20 protein-coding genes and 1 pseudogene are annotated in these 23,011 nt (G+C 36.7%); 12 read left to right on the forward strand and 9 right to left on the reverse strand.

Annotated features, from left to right (window positions below; translation table 11 throughout):
* The first annotated feature begins 752 nt into the window (after positions 1–752).
* The 3 genes from GJU32_RS23840 to GJU32_RS11660 all read left to right on the forward strand — a co-directional run bounded on the left by GJU32_RS23840 (position 753) and on the right by GJU32_RS11660 (position 4,319).
* Positions 753–3,107: a M13-type metalloendopeptidase gene (locus tag GJU32_RS23840; protein WP_155592117.1), complete on the forward strand. Its 2,355-nt coding sequence runs from the start codon at positions 753–755 to the stop codon at positions 3,105–3,107.
* 466 nt (positions 3,108–3,573) lie between these two features.
* Positions 3,574–3,987, forward strand: a complete 414-nt coding sequence (locus GJU32_RS11655; RefSeq protein ID WP_155592118.1) for a hypothetical protein — start codon at positions 3,574–3,576, stop codon at positions 3,985–3,987.
* Between the two features lie 14 nt (positions 3,988–4,001).
* Complete coding sequence (locus GJU32_RS11660; RefSeq protein ID WP_155592119.1) at positions 4,002–4,319, forward strand: hypothetical protein; 318 nt, start codon at positions 4,002–4,004, stop codon at positions 4,317–4,319.
* A 261-nt stretch (positions 4,320–4,580) separates the two neighbouring features.
* On the opposite strand, the gene GJU32_RS11665 is transcribed toward GJU32_RS11660, so the two are convergent.
* Genes GJU32_RS11665 through GJU32_RS11685 form a run of 5 tightly spaced genes read right to left on the reverse strand, consistent with a single transcriptional unit; the run spans position 4,581 to position 8,910 of the window.
* Positions 4,581–5,654, reverse strand: coding sequence for an ABC transporter substrate-binding protein (locus GJU32_RS11665; RefSeq protein WP_155592120.1), 1,074 nt, complete (start codon positions 5,652–5,654; stop codon positions 4,581–4,583).
* A complete protein-coding gene (locus GJU32_RS11670) occupies positions 5,651–6,448 on the reverse strand; it encodes an ABC transporter permease (RefSeq protein WP_155592121.1) in 798 nt (265 codons plus the stop codon). The genes GJU32_RS11665 and GJU32_RS11670 overlap by 4 nt, the downstream gene beginning before the upstream one ends.
* Positions 6,445–7,254, reverse strand: coding sequence for an ABC transporter permease (locus tag GJU32_RS11675; protein WP_155592122.1), 810 nt, complete (start codon positions 7,252–7,254; stop codon positions 6,445–6,447). Before GJU32_RS11675 ends, GJU32_RS11670 begins: the two co-directional genes overlap by 4 nt.
* Complete coding sequence (locus GJU32_RS11680; RefSeq protein ID WP_155592123.1) at positions 7,244–8,350, reverse strand: ABC transporter ATP-binding protein; 1,107 nt, start codon at positions 8,348–8,350, stop codon at positions 7,244–7,246. Before GJU32_RS11680 ends, GJU32_RS11675 begins: the two co-directional genes overlap by 11 nt.
* 17 nt (positions 8,351–8,367) lie before the next feature.
* Positions 8,368–8,910 carry a helix-turn-helix domain-containing protein gene (locus tag GJU32_RS11685; protein WP_155592124.1) on the reverse strand — a complete coding sequence of 181 codons (543 nt, stop codon included), beginning with the start codon at positions 8,908–8,910 and terminating at the stop codon, positions 8,368–8,370.
* Positions 8,911–9,317: 407 nt separating this feature from the next.
* On the opposite strand from GJU32_RS11685, the gene GJU32_RS11690 reads away from it, so the two are divergent.
* The 7 genes from GJU32_RS11690 (at position 9,318) to GJU32_RS11720 (ending at position 14,094) form a co-directional block, all read left to right on the forward strand.
* The gene (locus GJU32_RS11690) at positions 9,318–9,860 is read left to right on the forward strand and encodes a peroxiredoxin (protein ID WP_155592125.1); all 543 of its coding nucleotides are present in this window, start codon (positions 9,318–9,320) and stop codon (positions 9,858–9,860) included.
* 166 nt (positions 9,861–10,026) lie between these two features.
* Positions 10,027–10,482 carry a TlpA family protein disulfide reductase gene (locus tag GJU32_RS11695; protein WP_155592126.1) on the forward strand — a complete coding sequence of 152 codons (456 nt, stop codon included), beginning with the start codon at positions 10,027–10,029 and terminating at the stop codon, positions 10,480–10,482.
* 141 nt (positions 10,483–10,623) lie between these two features.
* Positions 10,624–11,286 carry a potassium channel family protein gene (locus GJU32_RS11700; protein WP_155592183.1) on the forward strand — a complete coding sequence of 221 codons (663 nt, stop codon included), beginning with the start codon at positions 10,624–10,626 and terminating at the stop codon, positions 11,284–11,286.
* Positions 11,287–11,292: 6 nt separating this feature from the next.
* A complete protein-coding gene (locus GJU32_RS11705) occupies positions 11,293–11,772 on the forward strand; it encodes a hypothetical protein (RefSeq protein WP_155592127.1) in 480 nt (159 codons plus the stop codon).
* Between the two features lie 134 nt (positions 11,773–11,906).
* Complete coding sequence (locus GJU32_RS11710; RefSeq protein WP_230875024.1) at positions 11,907–12,410, forward strand: GNAT family N-acetyltransferase; 504 nt, start codon at positions 11,907–11,909, stop codon at positions 12,408–12,410.
* Positions 12,411–12,593: 183 nt separating this feature from the next.
* On the forward strand, positions 12,594–13,088 hold the full coding sequence (locus GJU32_RS11715) for a GNAT family N-acetyltransferase (RefSeq protein ID WP_155592184.1): 495 nt from the start codon (positions 12,594–12,596) through the stop codon (positions 13,086–13,088).
* Positions 13,089–13,113: 25 nt separating this feature from the next.
* Positions 13,114–14,094 carry a S66 family peptidase gene (locus GJU32_RS11720; RefSeq protein ID WP_155592128.1) on the forward strand — a complete coding sequence of 327 codons (981 nt, stop codon included), beginning with the start codon at positions 13,114–13,116 and terminating at the stop codon, positions 14,092–14,094.
* A 79-nt stretch (positions 14,095–14,173) separates the two neighbouring features.
* Here the strand turns inward: GJU32_RS11720 and GJU32_RS23760 are convergent.
* Both GJU32_RS23760 and GJU32_RS11730 read right to left on the reverse strand, forming a co-directional pair.
* A pseudogene (locus tag GJU32_RS23760) lies at positions 14,174–14,467 on the reverse strand (IS3 family transposase); the annotation flags it as partial.
* A 69-nt stretch (positions 14,468–14,536) separates the two neighbouring features.
* Positions 14,537–15,784 (reverse strand): MFS transporter, encoded by a 1,248-nt coding sequence (locus GJU32_RS11730; protein WP_155592129.1) that lies wholly within the window; start codon positions 15,782–15,784, stop codon positions 14,537–14,539.
* Between the two features lie 575 nt (positions 15,785–16,359).
* Between GJU32_RS11730 and GJU32_RS11735 the strand changes: the two genes are divergently transcribed.
* A complete protein-coding gene (locus GJU32_RS11735) occupies positions 16,360–17,928 on the forward strand; it encodes a glycoside hydrolase family 10-like protein (RefSeq protein ID WP_155592130.1) in 1,569 nt (522 codons plus the stop codon).
* 58 nt (positions 17,929–17,986) lie between these two features.
* On the opposite strand, the gene GJU32_RS11740 is transcribed toward GJU32_RS11735, so the two are convergent.
* Complete coding sequence (locus tag GJU32_RS11740; protein WP_155592131.1) at positions 17,987–21,076, reverse strand: efflux RND transporter permease subunit; 3,090 nt, start codon at positions 21,074–21,076, stop codon at positions 17,987–17,989.
* Positions 21,077–21,175: 99 nt separating this feature from the next.
* Between GJU32_RS11740 and GJU32_RS11745 the strand changes: the two genes are divergently transcribed.
* Entirely contained in the window at positions 21,176–22,009 is an 834-nt protein-coding gene (locus GJU32_RS11745) for a TetR/AcrR family transcriptional regulator (RefSeq protein WP_155592132.1), read from the forward strand.
* Positions 22,010–22,068: 59 nt separating this feature from the next.
* Here GJU32_RS11745 and GJU32_RS11750 read toward each other — a convergent pair whose 3' ends face one another.
* A complete protein-coding gene (locus GJU32_RS11750; RefSeq protein WP_155592133.1) occupies positions 22,069–22,848 on the reverse strand; it encodes a serine/threonine protein kinase in 780 nt (259 codons plus the stop codon).
* Between the last annotated feature and the right edge of the window lie 163 nt (positions 22,849–23,011).

Consider the following 23,011-nt stretch of genomic DNA (forward strand, 5'->3'; position numbering starts at 1 on the left):
TAGCGGTTCGTTAATTTTTTTTCTTTCTTCGATATTCTAAATAAGGAATAGGTGAAATCTGCAAATATGAGGGGTAGATGTCATATGTATTTTGTGGCTACGCCTTTGTCTGCGTTTGCTTAAGAAAATGCAGTGCAAGAGCAAACCTGAAGTAGAGCTGAAAAACAGGAGTAGCTACTGCTATGGTACAAATTTTGTAGATTTAAGAGGGAATATTCAGGTGACACCACGGCAATGTGACAGTCTGTATTATCGACAAATAGTGAAGAATCGGTCCTTCAACACTCTTCAGCTAAATACCAAAAAACGGAAACATAATTCTCCATCTCCATGTGTTGTTAATTTAACAGAATAAAAATATTGGGGATGTGGAAAAATTAAAATACAAGGTCGTTTACTTGGTGGATGCATAGATGTGATAAAGCATTTGGTTGGTACCGCTTATGGTGATGTATCCCTGTCCCAACAAATTAAGAATAAAGAACCTATTAAACTGATACTTAGTACTATTAATAGTGTTTAGGTTTATTAAAATAATTAATTAGATTTCTTAGTACAGTTTTTAATGTGATTTTACTTGTCGGCTCTAATTTAAAAGCTCTATTAGCGAAAAATGGCTCTCTTGAAAATGAAAAAACGACTTAACATATTTGCAAACTGGAAAAAATAAACTACAATGGACAAATGGTAGAAATCCTAAATTCTACCCATTTACCTTTATTTATACAAATCAGCTATAGAGGAGCACGAAGATGAAAAAGAAGTTTTTATCCCTACTCATGGCCATCATAATGGTCCTATCAGTTAGCACATCGGTGTATGCCGGAGAAACGTCGTCACCAGCGACAAGAGGAGAGATCGTTAAAACCTTGTTGATCGCAGCAGATGCTTATCAACCAGGAATTAATAAAGAAGCCGTTATGCAAGGTTCTAAAAACGGGAATTTAAGAGAGAATGAACCAGTTAAGAAAGTTGAAGCTTTAGTTATGTTGAGCAGGGCATTCGGCGATTTACCAGAACCTGTCGGAAATGATCTGCGCAGTGGAACATTTGGCGTAGAGTTCACCGATGTACCCGATTGGGCTAAGAAAGATATCGATAAACTGGCAAAAGCAGGCGTACTAACGGGCAACCCTGACGGCACATTAGGTGCAAATGACACTATTACAATCGATGAGTTCCAAAACATTATCGCGAGAATGTGGACGCTTGAAGGCTCCCATTTAAATGACGATTTTTATGAAGCAATCAATAAGGAATGGTTAAATAAATCGACAGTTCCGGTAGGAGAAATCATGGGCGGCGGATTTCCTGAGCTGCAAAAGCAAAATAACGATAAAATAGAAAAAATAATAGATGAGCTCTCTGGCAAACAATTTGCAGAAGGAACAAAAGAACAGAAAATTGCGGACTTCTATTCGACAGCGTTGGATTCAAAAAATAGAAATAAACAGGGAATTGAGCCCATTCAAAAATATGTAAAGGCAATCGATGGGGCTAAAACTCTTGGTGATCTTGTGCAAGCAGATCTTACCCTGGGGAAAGAATTGGGTCTAAGCTCATTATTCAGCTTTGCAATCATGAACGATGCAAAGAACAGCAGTGAAAATGCTTTGTATTACACAGGATTAGCTACTGGTCTGGATAAGAACAGTTTTGTAACAGAAGACTTGAAAGCAAAAAATGCCTATATCCAATATCTGTCCAGACTATTAGTGGCATCGGGTGAGGAAGAGTCTGTTGCAAAAGCACTTGCCGAGAAAATTTACGAAATGGAGAAAAGCTTAGCCTCCGTATCGCTTGACCCTCATGAACAAGGCGATGTCAATAAATACTATAATCCTTATACAATCGAACTATTCGATGACATGTTCAAAACAGTAGATATGAAACAAGTCTTGAAGTCGATGAAAGTCGACAGTGCTGATAAAGTGATTGTATTCGATGTGAAGCTAGCTGAAAAAGGCGCAGAACTCTTGACTGAAACTAATCTTAACGTACTTAAAGCATACTCAAAAGTACAACTTCTTATGGCAACAGGCGGTCTGTTGTCAGATGAATTCGGAGATGCTGCTACTGAGTTTGCCGCAACATTATACGGAGTTGCAGGAGAAAAAACAGATAAGGAAATCGCAGTAGCCAAGACAACTAGCACAATGAGCGGCTACTTGGAGCAAATGTTTGCCGAAAAACATTTTTCACCAAAAGCTAAAAAAGATGTTGAACAAATGGTAGATAAGTTAATTGCTACGTATGAGGAAAGAATCAAATCTCTAGATTGGATGTCAGAAACAACAAAAGCTAAAGCAATTAAAAAGTTGGATACGATGGTTGTTAAAATCGGTTACCCAGATAAGTGGGATACGACATTAGATAAAGTAGCTATCAAGACATATGACGAAGGTGGTTCGCTGTTCTCTAATACCTTCACAGTAACTAAAGCATATATTGATAACACGAAAGCCAAGCTAGGAAAACCGGTTGATAGAACGGCATGGGTAACGAGCGTATATACCGTAAATGCTTTTTACAATGCTCTTAATAACGAAATTACGTTCCCAGCTGGTATTCTCCAAGCGCCTTTCTACGATATAAACGCTAAACCTGAAGAAAATTATGGTGCCATTGGCATGATCATTGGCCATGAAATCAGCCATGCATTTGATAACAATGGATCTGCATACGACGAAAATGGAAATGCAAATAATTGGTGGACAGAAGAGGACTTCAAGAAATTCAAAGAGAAAAACCAGAAACTGATTGAGTTTTATAATGCAATTGAGATTATTCCGGGTGTGTCGAACGATGGTCAGCTTACACTAAGTGAGAATGTCGCTGATTTAGGTGGAATGGCAGCTTCACTGCAAGTTGTATCTCAAATGAGTAATCCGGATTATAAAGCATATTTCGAAAGCAATGCAGAAATGTGGAAATCAACAACTACAAAAGAATTTGCAGCAATTCTAAGCAAAAACGATGTACACTCAGCCAATAAAATTCGGGTAAACCGCACGATTGTAAACTTCCAGCAATTCTATGATACCTATGGGATTAAGCATGGAGATGGCATGTATGTAGCTCCGGAGGATCGAGTTTCTATCTGGTAAAAATTAATGAAGATAGAGCTAATTCAACTAGCTCTTCCATCAGTGTATAAAGGCAAAGTTGCTGTCTAGGAATTCCTTATTAGCGTAAGGAATTTTTCGCAAAGACAGTTGCTGTTAAAGCAAAAAGGCAGATTTAATCTACAAAAAATGTAGAATAAATTCTGTCTTTTTGTTTTGATATTTCGAGTGTGATGAGGAATTATATCAAGCAGACGCCTTCCCTACAACCTCTTACCCTACTAAACAAGTATCTTTTTTAACTATTAATGTTTTATTCCATAGTCATACATTGTTACACATCGCCAATTCCAGTCTTCAGATAGTAATGCACTTTCAGGGAGATTGGGACAATGAAGATTTGATAGTCATTAGGGGTTACTTCTACAACAGCCATATTCCCTAATGGATCTACGCTATGGTATAATTAGGTAGATTTTAACTTTATACATAAGGGGGACATCACCACATGTTCATCGGAAAAGGGACAGCAAGGGAAATAGGTAACAAAATTGACAAAGTATTAAATGAAATTAAAGATATTCAAGCAAATATTGACCGTTCATCAGATAAAATTGACAATGAATTAAATTCTTGTTCGCGTGAACTTATTAATGCACAAACAACATTAAATGAAATTCGACCGCTTGTAGATATGTTACTTGCGCAGGTTGGACAAGAAGCACCACCACACGTTAAGGCTATGTTAGATAGTGTAGCTATGGGTATTACTGGTAAAGTGGATAATACGTTGAATAATCTAGCTGAAGTACAACGCAATGTCAAAGATGTTGATAAATTAACGGATGAAATCGATGGTTTTACAGATAATGTTAGTAAAAAGGTTACTGAAATTGACGAATTAACAGATAAAATTCAATAATAGGGGGCAAACATATGAATTCATCCATGGGTGGAGGACGTTCTTGGAATAGTAATCAACGTATTGCGGATTCAGTGGACCATACAGCATCACAAATTGTTTTAGCCTGTGATATGATTACAAATGCTACTTTTAGTTTTGATGCCATTCAACAAGAATTAATGATGTTATCAAATCAACCTGTCCCACCAGAACCATCACAATTAATGAGCTTAGCAAATCGTTTACAATTAACGAAGCGCCAAATTGATGATTCTGTACACAAAGTAAAAGAATTTGCAAAACATATTGATTCTAAAACAGATGAAATTCAAAAGCGTAGTAGTTGGTAAGGTAAATCTAATTTTACTGATTCGTGCACGCTTGTAAAAATCCTGATAGATTAGATGAAGTTTTGAAAGTACCGCAACTGTTAATGGTTGTGGTACTTTTTGATTGTACGCCTGGCATGGGCAACAACGGAACGTCACTCAATAACCTTTCTTGTTCTCTTAACTGCTTCGTGAAATAGAAGCACAAAAAGATTAATAGAAAATTAGGTGTGTTTAGACAAAAATAGCAACTTGGTTTTCTACACCAAGTCGCTATTTTAATTATCGAATGCTCATTTTAAATTCTAAAAACAATTCATTATATTTACCTAAGTAATCAGGCCCTAAGTTTTTGTAGACCTCTAATGTATCGCGTTGTTCCTCAGAAGGGTAATAGCGTTCATCCGAAACAACCTCTTCGTCCATTAAGTCCATGGCTGCGATATTTGGCGTAGAGTAGCCTACAAAATCGGCATTTTGGGCACCAGATTCAGCACTTAGCATAAAATTAATAAAGGCATGTGCACCATCGATATTTTTTGATGTTTTTGGGATAACCATATTATCGAACCATAAATTCGAGCCTTCATCAGGTACAGCAAAGTCTAACTCTTCATTTTCATACATCATGTCTGCTGCTTGCCCAGACCAAGTGAGGGCAACAGCTGCCTCATTATTGATCATTAATGGAGTAATTTCATCTCCAATGATGGCTTTTACATTTGGTGCAAGTGTAATTAACTTGTCAGTAGCCTCACGTAGTTCTTGATTTTCCAATGAATTCAGTGAGTGTCCAAGACTATTTAAGCCCATCCCAATGACTTCACGGGCACCATCTACTAAAAAGACTTTTCGTTTTAATGAAGGGTCCCATAAATCGTCCCAAGAAGAGAAATCTAAATCTCCAACAAGGCTTGGATTATAAACAATACCTACTGTTCCCCAGAAATAAGGAACGGAATATTTATTGTCGTCATCGAATGGTAAATCTAAAAAGTAAGGATCGATATTTTTAAAATTAGGGATTTTCGTTTTATCTAAAGGAATTAATAAATTTTCTTCCTTCATTTTTTCAATCATATACTCAGAAGGGACGGCAATATCATATGCTGTTCCACCTTGTTGGATTTTTGTCATCATGGCTTCATTGGAATCGAATGTTTCATAAATGACATGAATGCCTGTTTCTTTTTCAAATTGTTTCAATAAGTCAGGGTCAATATATTCACCCCAGTTAAAAATGGTTAAAGTGTTTTTACCACTTTTACCTCCGCCTGCACTCAAGGCGTCAGCTGCATAGAATAAAAGAGCTGAAACAACAAGGATGGTGATGGTAGCTTGAATTAATGACTTCATCGTTGCCCCTCCATTCTTTTACTCTTACGACTTGTAACGAAATAATAACCAACTACGACTAGAACTGTGACAAAGAATACTAAACCAGAAATAGCATTAACGGTTAGTGATATTCCTGCACGCGCCATCGAGTAGATTTCTACAGATAGTGTACTGAAGCCATTCCCAGTTACGAAGAATGTTACGGCAAAATCATCTAATGAATACGTAAGGGCAAGGAAGAAACCTGCAAAAATACCTGGCTGGATATAAGGTAAAATAACACGCATCATAATGTCCTTTTTTGTTGCCCCTAAATCTAATGCTGCATCAATTAATGATTTATTCATTTCAAGTAGTTTTGGTAAAACCATCAACACAACAATCGGTACACTAAATGCGACATGTGCTAATAATACTGACGCAAAGCCCAACTTAATGCCAACCATTGTAAATAAAATTAAAAAGCTTGCACCAATAATAACGTCTGGGCTGACGATTAAAACATTGTTTAAGGATAGTAAAGTATTGCGCATTTTTGAATCCTTTACTGTCACAATACCAATTGCCCCTAGTGTCCCAATAATAGTAGAAATTAAAGCAGAAAGTAATGCCACAATAACAGTATTGATTAAAATGACAAGTAGACGTGAATCTTCAAAAACGGCTTGATAATGCTCTAAAGTAAATGACTCAAAATTATTCATGGAGCCACCACTATTGAACGAGTAAAAGATTAAATAGAAGATTGGTGCATAGAGAACGATAAAAACAATCGTTAAATAGACTTTGGCTGATGCAGATAGTTTGTTCATCGTACGCGACCTCCTTTATCTTTTTGTCCCGTAATTAGCATAATAATCACCATGAACAAAATTAAGAACACGGCAATAGTAGAGCCCATACCCCAATTTTGTGTCACAAGGAATTGCTGTTCAATCGCTGTCCCAAGGGTGATGACACGGTTTCCGGCAATTAAACGTGTAATCATGAATAGAGATAAAGCAGGGATAAAGACAACCTGAATACCCGATTTAACGCCATCCATAGTCAGTGGTAAAACAACACGTCGGAAGGTTGTAAAGGCAGAAGCTCCTAAATCACGTGATGCATAAATGAGTGTTGGATTTAAACGATCTAAAGAGTTGAAAATCGGTAAAATCATAAATGGAATAAAAATATACACCGACACAAAGACAAAGCTAATATCAGTAAAGAGCATTTGCTTTGGATCGAAGCCAAATACTTCGATAAATGCATTAATCGGTCCATACAAACCAAAGATGCCGATAAATGCATATGTTTTTAACAAAAGATTAATCCATGAAGGAATAATAATCAGAAGAAGCCAAAGTTGTTTATGCTTTGTCTTCGTTAAAAAATAAGCAGTTGGGTATGAAATTAACAAAGTAAAGAATGTAATTAAAAATGCATACCAAAACGAGCTCAATGTCATCTTTAAATAAACAGAAGTAAAGAACGCTTTATAGTTATCGAGCGTGAAATTGCCATGTAAATCGAGTAGGGAATAATACACAATGAGTGCAATTGGCGCGATAACGAAAAAGGCAATCCAGAGCACATATGGAAATAACGCAGATTTCGACGTCTTAGTTTGCATCATCGTCGTCTCCATACGATTCTAATCGTTTATCAAACTCTTCCTCTGTTTCATTTAAGCGCATTACATGAATCGCCTCTGGATCAAAGTCTAAGCCGATTTCTGTCCCTACTTCTGCTTTTTTCAATGAATGGACTAGCCACTCATTGCCATCTTTATCGTACGTAGACAATTCATAATGTACGCCTCGGAATAATTGTGTATCGACTTTTACCACTAGTTTCCCTTTATCAATGGTTGTCATTTCTAAATCTTCTGGTCGAATGACAATATCAATTTTTTCATTTGGCTTCATTCCTTGGTCGACACATTCAAAAATCTTGCCAGCAAATTGAACCTTAAAATCTTCAATCATGACACCAGGCACAATATTGGATTCACCAATAAAGTCAGCTACAAAGCGGTTAATCGGCTCATCATAAATATCTACTGGTGTGCCAGATTGTTGGATTTGCCCTTCACTTAAAACAAAAATTTCATCACTCATAGCAAGTGCTTCTTCTTGATCGTGTGTAACAAAGACAAATGTTTTACCAAGGCGTTGCTGTAATTCACGCAATTCATATTGCATTTCTGTACGTAGCTTTAAGTCTAGAGCTGAAAGCGGCTCATCCAGTAAAATGACTTCAGGGTCGTTGACAATGGCACGCGCAATTGCCACACGTTGACGTTGTCCACCAGACATTTCAGAAATTTCACGACTGCTGTAGCCTGCTAAATTGACAAATTTTAATGCCTCAGCCACACGCTCCTTAATTTCATTTTCAGGTAGCTTTTTGATTCGTAATCCAAATGCGACATTTTCAAAAACATTTAAATGTGGGAACAGCGCATAATCCTGAAAGACAGTATTGACCTGACGTTCATTGGCAGGGACTGTGTTAATTTTTTTATCGTGGAAAAATACATCTCCTGATGTTGGTTCCGTGAATCCTGCAATGATTCGTAAAATTGTAGTTTTTCCACAACCAGATGGACCAAGGAGTGTATAAAATTTGCCTTTTTCAAGCTCCAAGTTAATATTCTTTAAGACGACGGTACCGTCACTATAAGACTTTGAAACATTTTCAAAGCGGATAATTGCATTCGTTGTCATTGATGCGCCTCCTTAAGCTATAAATATGAATCTGTTGCAACGAGTAAAATTTTCGTTTCAGCAGCATGTGCATTAAAAATTTGGTGATTGTCTGTCGCGTCAAAATAAAGGGCATTGCCTTCACTTGCGATATACTGTTCATTCCCTAAAACAAGACGAATACGCCCTTTGACAACATAAATAAATGTTTCTGAGAGCGATGGCTCAAATTGTTTGAATTCGCCATCTGCGGCAAGTGTTAGGAATATAGGTTCCATTTCTTTTTCATTGGATGTAGGGATCAGCCACTGGATTTCATATTTTTTTTCTTCATCTGTATAAGTAGATTGATCTTCCTCTGTATAAACAACCTTTTGTTCAGGTGATTCATCATCAAAAAATTCTTTAGGTGTTGACCCTAAAACTTCTAAAATCGAAAATAATGTTTCAATAGAAGGTGAATTCAAATCACGTTCCAATTGGGAAATGTATCCTTTACTTAAATCTGTACGTTCTCCAAGTTCCTCTTGGGTGAGACCTTTTTTTAAACGAAGCGCTTTGATTTTTGCTCCTATTTGCATCTTTTCCCTCCTAGAAGAAGTTTAGCAATCATAAACTTTTGAAATATGAAGTTTACTTTAACGAAACTTTTAGTTTACTAAAACCATTACAATTATACATAATAATAAAAAATTTGCAATCGTTTTTTGTGAAAAAAACAGCTACAAAATGTAAAAAAATAAGGCATAAATAATATGGAGAAAAATTTTGTATAGTGAAGAATATTTTTGTTAAAAATAGCTAATAAATAGGCTGTAGCAGGAATTCCAGTTGTGGATTTGACGAATTTTTGTCAATCCACTTCAATCGTACAAATAGGCGGAGTTTACTTGTTTGAAAAACTACGATTACTCTGCTATCGTAGAAGACGAGTTCGCATGTGCGAATGGAATAGATAAACTACATATTAATTTCGGAGGGATTTATTATGGCAGAACGCATGGTAGGTAAACAAGCACCTGACTTTTCAATGGAAGCAGTACTTTCAGACAAATCATTTGGTAAAGTATCATTAGAAGATATTAAAGCACAAGACAAATGGACAGTTCTTTTCTTCTATCCAATGGACTTCACATTTGTATGTCCAACTGAAATCACTGCAATGAGCGATCGTTATGACGAGTTCGAAGACTTAGATGCAGAAGTAATCGGTGTTTCAACTGATACAATCCACACACACTTAGCATGGATTAACACAGACCGCACACAAAATGGTCTTGGAGAGTTAAAATACCCATTAGCTGCTGATACAAACCACCAAGTATCTAAAGATTATGGCGTATTAATTGAAGAAGAAGGTATCGCATTACGTGGTTTATTCATCATCAACCCAGAAGGTGAATTAAAATACCAAACAGTGTTCGATAACAACATCGGTCGTGATGTAGATGAAACATTGCGTGTACTTCAAGCATTACAAACTGGCGGTCTTTGCCCAGCGAACTGGCGTCCAGGTCAAGCAACTCTATAATCTAAATAGAGTCGAGTTATTATGGAACAAATTAAGAGTCCCCACGACAAGCTTGTGGGGACTTTTAACTGAATTGGCTACGTATAATTTTCGTTACCTCTGATGGTCTCGTCAATTTTTGAGACAATAACGTCGAGGGCATACTATATTTTAGAGGAGGATTTTTATGAAACTTCGTGAACAAATGCCTGAACTAGTAGGCGCAACGACTTGGTTAAATGGTGAAGTAACAAAAGCGGAATTAGTAGGCGAAAAACCAACATTAATCCACTTCTGGTCAGTAAGCTGCCATTTGTGTAAAGAAGCAATGCCAGATGTCAACAATTTCCGTGATCAATATAAAGATGAACTAAACGTTGTAGCAGTACATATGCCACGTTCTGAGGAAGATACTGATTTAGACACAATTAAAGCGGTAGCAGCAGAGCATGATATTGTGCAGCCAATCTTTGTGGATAGTGAAATGAAGCTAACCGATGCTTTTGAAAACCAATATGTACCAGCATATTTTGTGTTCGATAAAGATGGCCAGTTGCGTCATATGCAAGCTGGTGGTAGTGGCATGAAGATGCTAGAAAAACGTGTAAATCGTGTGCTGGATGAGATGCGTAACGCTGAATAAATGAAATATGATTAGACGGGGATTATGGTCCTCGTCTTTTTTGTTGTCCTATATTGACGAATAGGCTCTTGTTTTGACAATACATATCGCAAAGAATACGCTACAATGGTGGTATAGTAGTTTTCGGAGGGATTTTTTATGATGAAAAAAGAGTTTGCTGTCATAGGGCTTGGACGTTTTGGAGGAAGTATTGTTCGTGAATTAATGAGTCAAGGCGCACAAGTAATGGCGATTGACCATTCTTCAGAGCGCGTAGACGAATTTGCTTCTATTGCTACACAAGCCGTCATTGCAGATTCAACAGATGAATCGGTACTGAATTCATTAGGTATCCGTAATTTTGAGCATGTCATTGTAGCAATTGGTGAAGATATTCAAGCGAGTATCTTAACAACGATTATTTTAAAAGAAATTGGTGTTGAACAAATTACAGTGAAGGCTCAAAATGATTACCATGAAAAAGTGTTGCGTAAAATTGGCGCTGATTTTGTCGTCCATCCTGAGCGAGATATGGGGATTCGTATTGCCAATAATATGTTGTCGAATACAGTGCTAGATTATTTAGAGCTTTCAGATGAACACTCTATTATGGAGTTAAAGGCAAATGATGCAATCGCCGGATACTCCATTATTGATTTAGATATCCGAGCAAAATATGGCATTAACATTGTGGGCATCAAGCGTGGTGCTGATATTATCGTATCGCCACAGGCAAGCGACAAGATTTTACTTGGTGATATTATGCTTGTAATAGGCGCTGATGTTGATATAAACCGCTTTGTTAAAAAGGCATTGAATGGGTAACAGGAGATGACTAAACGAAGATGGAGACTTGTAATATTTGCTAGTATTTTACTAATTGGTGCTTTTACGATGCAATACCGAGAACAAAATGAAGATGAGGCAATTTCCCTTATTTTAGATCAAGCCTCAGAAATTGATACAATTGAATTGATACAGGGGGAACAATCTTTACTTCGGGCTACTGACGATGAAGCAAAAGACTTTATTGAGAGCTATCCATTAAGTCACGTAAGGAAGCTTTCGAAAAAAGAAAGAACCATTTTTGAAGAAAAGCCCGCTTATCAAATTGTATACAAAATGAAGGATAAGCCCCTTTATGAAGTAGAGATTTTAAAAGTTGCGATCAGTTCAGAATTAGATGAGGAATTGCAACAAATGGTTTTTAACATTGGTGATGAGCAATATTTAATCTATTGGGCTAAAGAGCAAAAGGCACTCGAACAATCAACCAATACACAGCATTTACTTGAACAATACGGACAATAATAAAGGTAGTGATACAGCTATTTGAGCTGGTCACTACTTTTTATTATGATCAAGAAAAGGAATATTTGGAAAAAATGTTTGATTTCAGTATTGTGATTGGATTAAACTTTGACATAAAGAAGGGGAGAAGAAAAATGAAGTTTATTACAAGTAACTGTGTGATTGAACGATTACAACCAGAACATTTCACAGCTATTCATGTGCTCTACTCCAATGAAAAAGTTAGAACCTATCTTGGAGGGGTTCCACAAGACAGCTATATAGAGGCATCTTTTAAAGGCATGCTAGAAGCACCATTTCCGAATACATATTTCTATATATCATTAAAGACGACAGGTGAATTTATAGGACTTGTCTCGATTGATGAATACCATGATAAAGAGTTATATGAGCTTTCCTATCAATTTTTACCTCAGTATTGGGGGAAGGGATTAGCTTTTGAAGTTCTCACTCAAGTTATTGAGGAGGGCTTGAAACACTTGAATATATCATCTATTGTGGCAGAAACACAAACAGCGAATAGTGCATCTTGTCGTTTACTTGAGAAATTAGGCATGCACAAAGTACAGGTGATAGAACGATTTGGTCATGAACAAGCCGTTTATGAATTAAACTACAATTCAAACCTATTAGAGTAGAAAATATGTGAATTCCACAAAAACTAGCAATTGGTGATGAGATACGTGTTATCGCTCCAAGTAGCAGTGCGAAGGTTATATAAGCGGAGAAGATGATCAAAAAAAACATACTGGAGAAATTAGAGTTTATCGTATCATTTGGCACATGAAGTCAATAAATTTTAGGTGGAGAGGATGTTTAAATTGTTTATACGAGAAGCAGACCGAAATGATAGTGAACAAATTATAGCTGTTATGACAAATGCAGAGGCCTCCAATTTTATGTTATTCGGGCCAGGAGAGCGAAATTTAGCTCCTGAGAAATTTGTAAAATATATAGATAATCTTCACCATAGTTCCCATTCAGCTTTATTCGTAGCTGAAATAGATGAAAAGGTGGTTGCTTATTTAATTGTGCAAGGAAATGAACCATCTAGAATTGCCCATCGTGCTTATGTTGTTATCGGCATACATAGTGACTATAGAGGAAGGAAGATTGGGACGGCACTATTTAAGCACGTTGAGGATTGGGCAAAAGATAATGGTATACATCGTCTGGAGTTAACCGTTATGGAAAATAATGAAGCAGGTGTTGCTTTATATAAAAGAATGGGTTATGACATTGAGGGCACGAAGCGGGATTCCTTGTATGTAGATGGACAATATGTCAATGAATACTACATGTCAAAGCTTATATAAAAGTGATCGAGAAAGGAATGTATGTATGACTTCACAGATAACCATCGGCATTTTTTCACCATCCTCACCAGCAACAGTTACGGCGTTGAAGCGTTATGAACGAGCAAAAGCGTTTCTAGAAGAGAAAAATTTTCATATCGTGACGGGTTCGCTTACTGGCCAATCGGATTACTATCGCTCTGGTTCACCAAAGGAACGTGCAGAAGAATTCAATGAGTTATTACACAATCCTAATGTCGATATCATTATGTCTACAATAGGGGGCACCAATGCAAATAGTATGCTGCCCTATATTGATTATGAGGCTTTCCGCCGTTATCCCAAAATTGTCGTAGGTTATTCTGATGCAACAGCCATTTTACTGGCGCTCTATGCGAAGACTGGTATATCTACTTTTTATGGCCCAGCACTAGTACCTTCTTTTGGCGAGTTCGAACCATTAGTAAACGACACATACAAATATTTTGAGAATTATTTCTTTAACCCTCAAACAATTCCTTATGAAATCCCAATGCCTCCATACTGGTCAGATGAACCTGTTAATTGGCTAGAGAAGACAGTAGATAAAAAGGTAAAGAACAATGTATGGCTGACAGTTCATGAAGGGATCGTTGAAGGTAGGTTAATTGGCGGAAATGCCAATGCTATGTATGGTTTTATTGGTACGCCTTATTTTCCTGAAATTGAGGAGGGAGACATTTTATTAGTAGAGGACTGCATGAAAAATGCGGCCATTGTTGAAAAGAATTTTGCTATGTTGAAATTACATGGCGTATTTAACAAAATAAATGGCATTATTTTGGGTAAACATGAATGTTATGATGATTTAGGTACAGGCCGTCAACCGTATAATATTTTAATAGAACAACTTGATGGAATAGAGATTCCAATATTAGCAGATGTAGATATTTGTCATACCCATCCTATGCATCCGATAGCGATAGGCAAACAAGTACGGTTAGATGCAACAGCTAAAAAGATATACTGTATCGAAAAATGGTTGTAAAAATAAAGAGGGTAGTGAAACAGCAATTGAACTGCGCCCCATTTTGTAGACAGTTTAATAAAAAGGGATGTAGTTGTACTTACGCTGCAATCAGATGACTTCGGTAAGTTGCTGGAGTCATCATTTTTAATGTCCATTGCTTTCTTGTGTGGTTGTAATGATTCATGTAATCCATCATAAGTGTATGTAATTCTGCTAAACTTTCTGCTTCTTTATAATCTATTTCATCTTTTAAATGCCCAAAGAATGATTCCATCGGTATTGTGTGAAGCAAGGTGCTAAAGCACAAAAAATTATTACTAAGACATGGACAAAGACGAAAAAGCCCTGCATATAGTAGGGCTTTTTTAGCGTCAAGAAAGTCTGTATGCGTTTAAGATTGTTTATAAGCTAAATTTTAATTTTCTTTTTTATCAACAACAATTATCTCGAAACGAAGTCTTCACTTTTTTTCTAGCGAGTTAACATGCTCAGCAGTAGGTTTGCCAGCTTTTAATAAGACTTTACTGCCTAAAAGGAAAAATCCTTGGATAAATAATAGGATTCCTGTACCGATGAGTAGCCACTCGATAGCAATAATATCTGCTATTGGACCGAAAATTAGCATACCTAACGGCATCATAGAGGTAGATATCATACTAAGAATGCCAAATACTCTTCCCATATAATCACTATCCACTTTTTCTTGTAATAACACCGTTGCAGGTGTATTAAAGATTGGCATGGCTATACCAGTAATGGCCATGATCCCAAGATACAGCCAAAAAACAGGGATGATTCCAAGAGCCATTGTACAAAGACCAAATAATAAAGCAGATAATGTCATCGTATGCACTTTATTTTTAAAGCCACCCCATGTTGCGATTGCGATACCACCAATTAACATCCCAATGGCAAAGGCCATTTCGATGGCAGTCAAACGCCATACATCATTGCCAAAAGTACGTGTAACTTGTAAAGGCGTTAAAAAGGCAGCAGGTGCAGCAAGCAGCATAAAAAAGGCAAAGAACAAGAACAATTGTTTCAAGAAAGCATGCTCTTTAATATAGATGAAGCCTTGTTTCATATCACTAAAATAGCCTGTTGTTTGTGGCTGATTAGCTTTTGAATGTGCAGGAATATGCAGAAATAATAAGAAGATAGCGATGGCAATAGCCGCTGTTGTCACATCAATAAAGAAAATGGATTCAATGGAAGCCATCGTTAATAATGCACCACTTGCCATAGGTGCAAGAATCATGATAAACGCTTGAATGCTACTATTTACACCATTGACCTTCATTAAATGCTCTTCAGGCACAAATTGTGGTAAAATCGCTCCCACTGCTGGCGTTTGAATACCTGCACCAACTGCACGTACAGCTGATATAACAAATAGTAGCCAGAGCTCATCATAGCCGATTAAAAATAAAATAGCTAAAATTAGCGTAGATAAGGCAATCATTCCATCTGCTAAAATAATAAGCCATTTACGGTTATAGCGATCTGCCCAGACACCAGCAATAGGTGCTAAAAAGAAGGTTGGTAAAAAGCCGCAAATGATCGCAATGGTCATCATGCTGCCTGATTGCGTTGTAAGTGTGATATACCATGTAATGGCATATTGCACAAGCGCGGAGCCAAAAAGTGAAATCGTTTGACTACTTAAAAAAAGTACCGTATTTCGTTTCCAATGTTCCAATTTCGTCATCCCTTTCTAACAGTAGTGCCTGTGTGGAAAGTAGAAAGACAACAAAAAGAGGGGAGTTGACGTCCCCTCTTTTCCAGTATTCCTAAAACAGACTAGACTAATTCCATTTCCCTTGCACAGCAGGCAAAGTGTACACATATTTAATTAGTAAGGTGAAATCGTAGTCTAATTGAAGCTGTCATTTGGAATACCCTCCGTTCTATATAAGTTGTGTTGATTGTAGCATAAAGTTCATCTATGCGTAAAGAATGAGTTAAGCAAAAATTAGATTGGATTTAAAAATATGGAAATTATAAAATTAATCTAATAGAATTGGAATAAAAATAAAACGCAACTCATCTGTGTTTTTTCACTCTTTTACTATATTTCTAGATTTCGTTGAGGGAAAAGTACTATTCATCGCTTTTTCAGTAGTTTTTTAAGGTTAGTATACATATTTTGAAACTATCTGAAACGTTTGTTAGACGTGAAACTTATTATTTGCTTTCATTCATCCCGATAAAGTTGCTTCGGAAACGTGCATATAGCGAGTACTTATCATATACTAAAATAGAAAAATAGCAAATGGAGGAAATATGAGAAAGAAAAATAGTAAATGGAAACTTTTAACTTTAGTCGCGATGATTTTTGTGTTATGCCTATCGACAATCCCTGCAAAGACTGCGATGGCAAGCACGACGCAGCCAAAAAGGGAAATGCGGGCTGTCTGGATTTCAACCGTTCTTAATCTTGATATGAAAGCAGGTATGACGAAGGAGCAGTACACGGCTTGGACAGGCCAAACATTGGATCAATTAAAAGCCAATAAATTCAATACTGTTATTTATCAAGTAAGACCAACAAATGATGCAATGTATGCGTCTGAGCTAGCCCCATGGTCGTCCTACATAACAGGGAAAAAGCAAGGTACAAATCCCGGTTACGATCCTCTTGAGATAATAGTAGAGGAGTCGCATAAACGAGGGATGGAATTGCATGCTTGGATGAATCCTTATCGTGTAACAATGTCTGGACAAAAGCTAACTGACCTTGCCGCAGATAACGTAGCTAGAACACATCCAAACTGGGTTGTTAAATATGGCAAACAATATTATTTAAATCCTGGCTTACCCGAGGTGCAAGACTATTTAGTTGAAATAGTAAGTGAGCTAGTAGCCAATTATGATGTTGATGCCGTTCATATGGATGATTATTTTTATCCATACAAAATTGCTAATGAAGCTTTTCCTGATCAAGCGGCATTTAAAAAATATGGTGGTTCCTTTATTAAAGTAGAGGATTGGCGAAGAGATAATGTGAACAAGCTTGTAGAAAATCTTTATACAGCCATTAAAGAAACAAAGCCATATGTACAATTTGGTATTTCACCATTTGGCGTATGGCGTAATAAATCATTGGATAACACAGGAAGTGACACACGAGCTGGTGTCAATAATTACGATGATTTATATGCAGACGTCAGAACATGGATTCAAAATGGCACGATTGATTATATTACCCCACAAATTTATTGGTCCAGAACATTATCTGTTGCGAAATATGGGACATTGTTAAATTGGTGGAGCCATGAAGTGCAAACATATGCAACAACACACCCTGTGCATCTATACATTGGGCTTGCTGATTACAAAGTTGGCAATGACAGTGATGCAGCATGGAAAAATAAAATGGAGTTGCCAAGTCAAATACTAGCGAATCGTTCGGAAAAGGTAGCGGCCGAGGGGCAAATGCATTTCTCCTTAAGAAGTCTTCAAAACAATAAACTAGGCTATGCAACGATTGTTAGTCAACAACTATATAATTACACAGCACTGACACCAGGAACAACTTGGGATGATGACACAGTGCCGAACGTGCCGACTTTTGTGCAAGTGACAAAGGAAGCGGCAGGTCGCAAGATAGAGATTATAGACGAAAATGAAACAAAACCACGCAAATATGTCATTTATCGTTTTACAGGAAACAAAGAAGGCTCTTATGATGACCCTCGAAATATAGTAGATGTTGTTTATAATATGGATGGTCTCACTAAATTTGTGGACAAGTCAGCTCTTGCTAAGCATAGCTATACATACGGCATTAAGGCTGTATCTGCTACAGGTGTGGAAAGCAAGGAAGTTTTTGTAGTGAAAGAAGATCAATAAAAAGCTTAGGATAAAAAACAACCACTCATGCAATGATTGCATAAGTGGTTGTTTTTTATTAATTTTCTTCAATATCTTTACGGTTTTTCTTTAACATTTTAGATAGCATTTCATAAACAATTGGTACAACAACTAATGTTAATAGTGTTGAAGATAGTAAACCACCAATTACAGTAATGGCTAAGTCTTTAGAAATTAAACCACTACCGCCAGTACCAAGTGCCATAGGAACCATTGCACCGATTGTTGCAATAGCTGTCATAAGGATTGGACGTAAACGTGTTGCCCCTGCTTCTAGGATGGCTTCACGCATTGCAAGACCATCATGTTCCATATGAATGATACGGTCCACTAATACGATTGCGTTTGTTACAACGATCCCAATTAACATCAATAGACCCATCATTACAGAAACAGAAATAGTTTGCCCTGTTACGAATAAACCAACAAATGCACCAATTACGGCGAATGGTAGTGAGAATAGAATAGCGAATGGCGCTAAACCTTCACCGAATGTTACAACTAGAATGAAGTATACAATGGCAATTGCCGCTAGCATAGCAATACCAAGCTTAGTGAATGTTTCTTGCATATCTGCAGCAACACCAGCAACACCTGTCGTTACACCTTTAGGTAAATCTAATTTATCAATTTTCTTATCAGCAGCAGCAGTTGCTTTTGAGATATCGTCTCCGATAATCGTACCAGATACTGTTGCGAAATACTCACCTTTTGAACGGGATAATGAGTTAAGTGTTGTACCTTCCTCAACATCTACTAGTTCACCGATTGTCATTGTTGTGCCTAATGCTGTTTTAATTTCAGTAGCTAAGACATCATCAAGAGAAGTTGCGGCTGCTTTAGCTTCACGTTGAATAATGACATCAATATCTTCGCCATCATTTTCTACTGTTGTTAAAACTTCTTGTGATGTATTCGAATTTAACGCCATCACAATTTGCGCTGTCGTTAAGCCGTATTGAAGGACATTCTTCTGTTCGACTTTTAGTACATGCTCTACATATGGATCTTCATTATCAGATTTTATATCTTCTAAGCCATCCACTTCTTTTAGAACACCTTCTACTTGATTGACAGCATCACGAAGTTTATCTAAATCATCACTATATAATGAATAGCTTACTTCGTTTGAAGACATGGACATAGACGAGAAGTTTTGAGATTTCCATTCTCCTGATTGGCCGATATTAAATACATAATTTTCTACTTCTTCACGAGCTTTAGGGAAGTCTTTCATATCAGGATCAAAGATAAGGTACATTAAGGCACCGCCAGCGCCTCCACCCATCATCATTGCTGATGGATCGACATTATTAGCATCTGTTATGGAAACTTGTAAAATATCAACATCTTTACGTTTCATTAATTCTTTTTCTACTTTTTCAACATTCGCTGCCGTTTCATCAGCAAGCTCTCCAGTTGCTGGAGTATACGTTAAGTACATGACTTTTTCTTCCTGTGATCCCATGAAACTAAAACCAATAAGTGGTGTTAATGCTAGAGAACCAGCAAGTAAAAGAATCGCAATAACTGAAGTAATAATTTTGTGATTTAATGTTTTTTCTAAGATAACTTTGTACCAATTTGCAAGTTTACCAACTTCTTTGTGTTGACTTTCTTTTTTCTCACCATATAGTTTTTTACGGAATAAAAAGTGAGATAAAGCAGGTACGATTGTGATTGCTACTAGTAATGACGCACCTAATGCAAATGTCATCGTTAAGGCAAATGGCATGAATAATTCGCCAACCATACCACCTACGAAAATAAGTGGGGCGAATACAGCCACCGTTACTAATGTTGAGGAAAGAATTGGTTTAAACATTTCAATCGTCGCTTCACGAATTAGGGCACGGCCCGTTAATTTTTCTTGTTTTAAGTGAATACGTCGATAAATATTTTCAACAACTACGATTGAGTCATCAATAACACGACCAATTGCGACGGTAATCGCACCGAGGGTCATAATGTTTAGTGTGATATCCATCCAGTTTAATAGCAGTAATGCCATGAAAATAGAAACTGGGATAGAGATAATCGAAATAATAGTTGATTTGAAATCACGTAAGAATAGCAGAATGATTAATACGGCAATTGCGCCACCGAATACTGCTTTTTCAATCATTGTAAATACAGAATCTTCAATTGGAGCACCTTGGTCAAGAGAGATGTCTACGTTTAAGCCATCTAATCGTTTTTCCTCATCTTTCATGAGGTCTTTTACTGCGTTTACAACGGTTACCGTATTAGCATCTTGACCTTTTACGATTTGAATTGCAATGGCATCTTGACCATTTGTACGTGAAACAGATTGTACTTTACCTTCTACTTCAATCGTTGCAATATCACCTAAGCGAACGAAAGGTGAAGGATTTGTAGCTGAAGGTGTGACTGGAATTAATAAATCTTTCAGCTCATCTACTGATTTCACTTTACCGTCTACTGAAACGGCTTGTTCACCAACAGTAAATTGATATAAACCAAGTGACAGTGACATATCACTTGCCTGAATCATTTGTTTAACAGTATCCTCTGTTAAACCTAGTGCAGCCATTTTTTCTTCATCATATTTAAATGATACTTGTTCAATGTGCTGACCTGTAATGGTAGCAGAGGCAACACCATCAATTTTTTCGATTTTCGGAAGTAAAACGTCTTCTACTGTTGAAGTAAGATCCACAATATCTTCCGTAGAGCTACTTACAGATAAAGCGACTACAGGCATCATGTTCATGCTGATGGCCATGATAGTTGGCTCTTGAGCACCTTCAGGTAGTTTGATATTATCTAAAGCTGCTTCTAATTGGCGCTTTTTCTCATCCATATCAATTCCATAGTCGTATTCCACTTGAACTTGTGCTACGTTGGAAGAGGAAGTTGAGTAAACGGCCTTAACATCTTCTAAGCTTTCGATGGATTTCTCAAATGGAATGGAAAGCTCATTCATTACTTGTTCAGGCGTTGCGCCAGGATATACACCCATGACAATTAAGTATGGGATCGAGATATCGGGTATAGATTCCATTTTCATTCTTGTACCCGAATAAATTCCAGAGACAGTGATGATAATTGTTAATAACCACACTGCCAATTTGTTTTTCAATACGAAATTAACTAAACCTTTCACCTTCACACCTACCCTTTATTGACTATCTAAATTCAATTATTTATACTAATGACTAATCGGTCATTTGTCAACGAAATGCATTAGGAGAGATTTAAAAATATGTTAAAAAAGCAATTAATTATGGAGAAAGCGTTAGAGCTGTTTTCTGAACAAGGTTTTGAAGCTACGTCTGTACAACAAATTACAGAACGCTGCGGGATTTCTAAAGGTGCATTTTATTTATCCTTCAAAACGAAAGATGAACTTGTTATTTCGATGGTGGACCACTATTTACAGAAGTTCATAATAGATATTGACCAAGTAGTCAGAGGGGCGTATAACAAAGAAACGATTTTGATTGAATTTTATAAAAGCATCTTTCAAGCATTTAAGGATCATTCTGCATCCGCTCGTGTATTTTTTAACGAAAAGGTCTTCCTAACGAAAAAAGAGTTATTTCATAAAATAACGGCGTATGAAGCAGAAATGTCTAAATCAATCATCTATATGCTTGAGCAACTTTATAAGGATAAACTACAAGAAACGAAATACGATGTCATGTATTGTATTAAAGGATTTATGAAGAGTTATGCTGAGATTTTTATTTTTTCAGATATGCCTCTTGATCTAGAGCAATTAGCTAAATCTTTAGCAGAGAAGACAAATATTATTGCATACCATACAACCATTCCTTTTATTACGGAAGAACTTGTGCCATTTATAGCAAAACCTTGTGAACAAGATGTATCAAAGGATGCTTTACTGCAATTATTTGAGCAAAATATTGTTAATGAAGAAGATTCTATTAAGAGAGAATCGCTTGAGCTGTTAAAACAAGAAATAGAAAATCCAACCTATAGTACAGCCATTATTAAGGGGTTAATTGAAAATTTACGTATAGATCCAGCGTACCATTGGATAGCTTATGTAAGCGCAAAATACTTTAATATTTGAATTGCAGGATAGAATTGTTCACGTTAGACAAGTGAACAATTCTATTTTTTTAAGCATTATTAATCTGTTAACTGTGGCATAGATTGCAGAGCCTCTAACGCACTATGGAAGGGTTCTTGAATCCATAATAATCGTTCAAGAAAGTTTTTAACGTCAATCGGCAAAGCCAATTCATGCTGCCAAGCTTTCTCTTTTTTTTTGCTTGGCTTATAGTCGGAGTAAAGTAAGAATAATAAAAAATGACCGACAAAATAAAGATCGCTAATATGATTTTCCGCTTGCTTAGGATTTTTTGTTAAAGAAATATCGACTGTTTTCTTAAGGGTGCTAGCAAGACCAAAGTCGATAATATGCAATTGTTGATGGACTAATAATATATTAGGAATACGTAAATCTCGATGCACAATACCGTGATTGTGTAAGCGTATAATTTTTTCTAAAAGCTGTTTTGCAATGGCCAGTGATTGAGCCACTGTAAACTTGGCACCCTCTTGAAAAATAAGTTGCTCAAAAGTTTGCCCGTTTACATAGTCCATGATAAAGAATGGTAAGTCTTGAATCGTTCCTGATGAATGAATAGAAGGAACGTACGGCAATGATACTTGTTGAAGTATGTGAATTTCTTGTTTAAACTTATGAATGGTTTTCTGGTGGTGACGATGTTTGGGACGCAAGCATTTTAAAACATACAGCTTTTCCGACGAGCGATCTCCAATTAAATACGCACGACCATATGAGCCATAGCCGAGAAATTTTTTAAAAGAGAAATTGGGATGTTCAGCTATGAAATGCTCTACTGCCTGATCAAAACTTTTTTCGGATAGTCGTTTCCACCACATTAGCTACTAAAGAAACTCATGGAGCTGAAAAAACTACGTGAGCTTTTACGAGAGCTACGTTTATAATGCTTATGACCATAATAATTATGTCGTTTCGAATATCTGCGACGGCTACTTGATGAAGAATAACGACGTTTAGATTTACCGAGTAAGGAATGAAGAA

The sequence above is a fragment of the Lysinibacillus cavernae genome, assembly GCF_009724685.1.
GTDB lineage: Bacteria > Bacillota > Bacilli > Bacillales_A > Planococcaceae > Lysinibacillus > Lysinibacillus cavernae.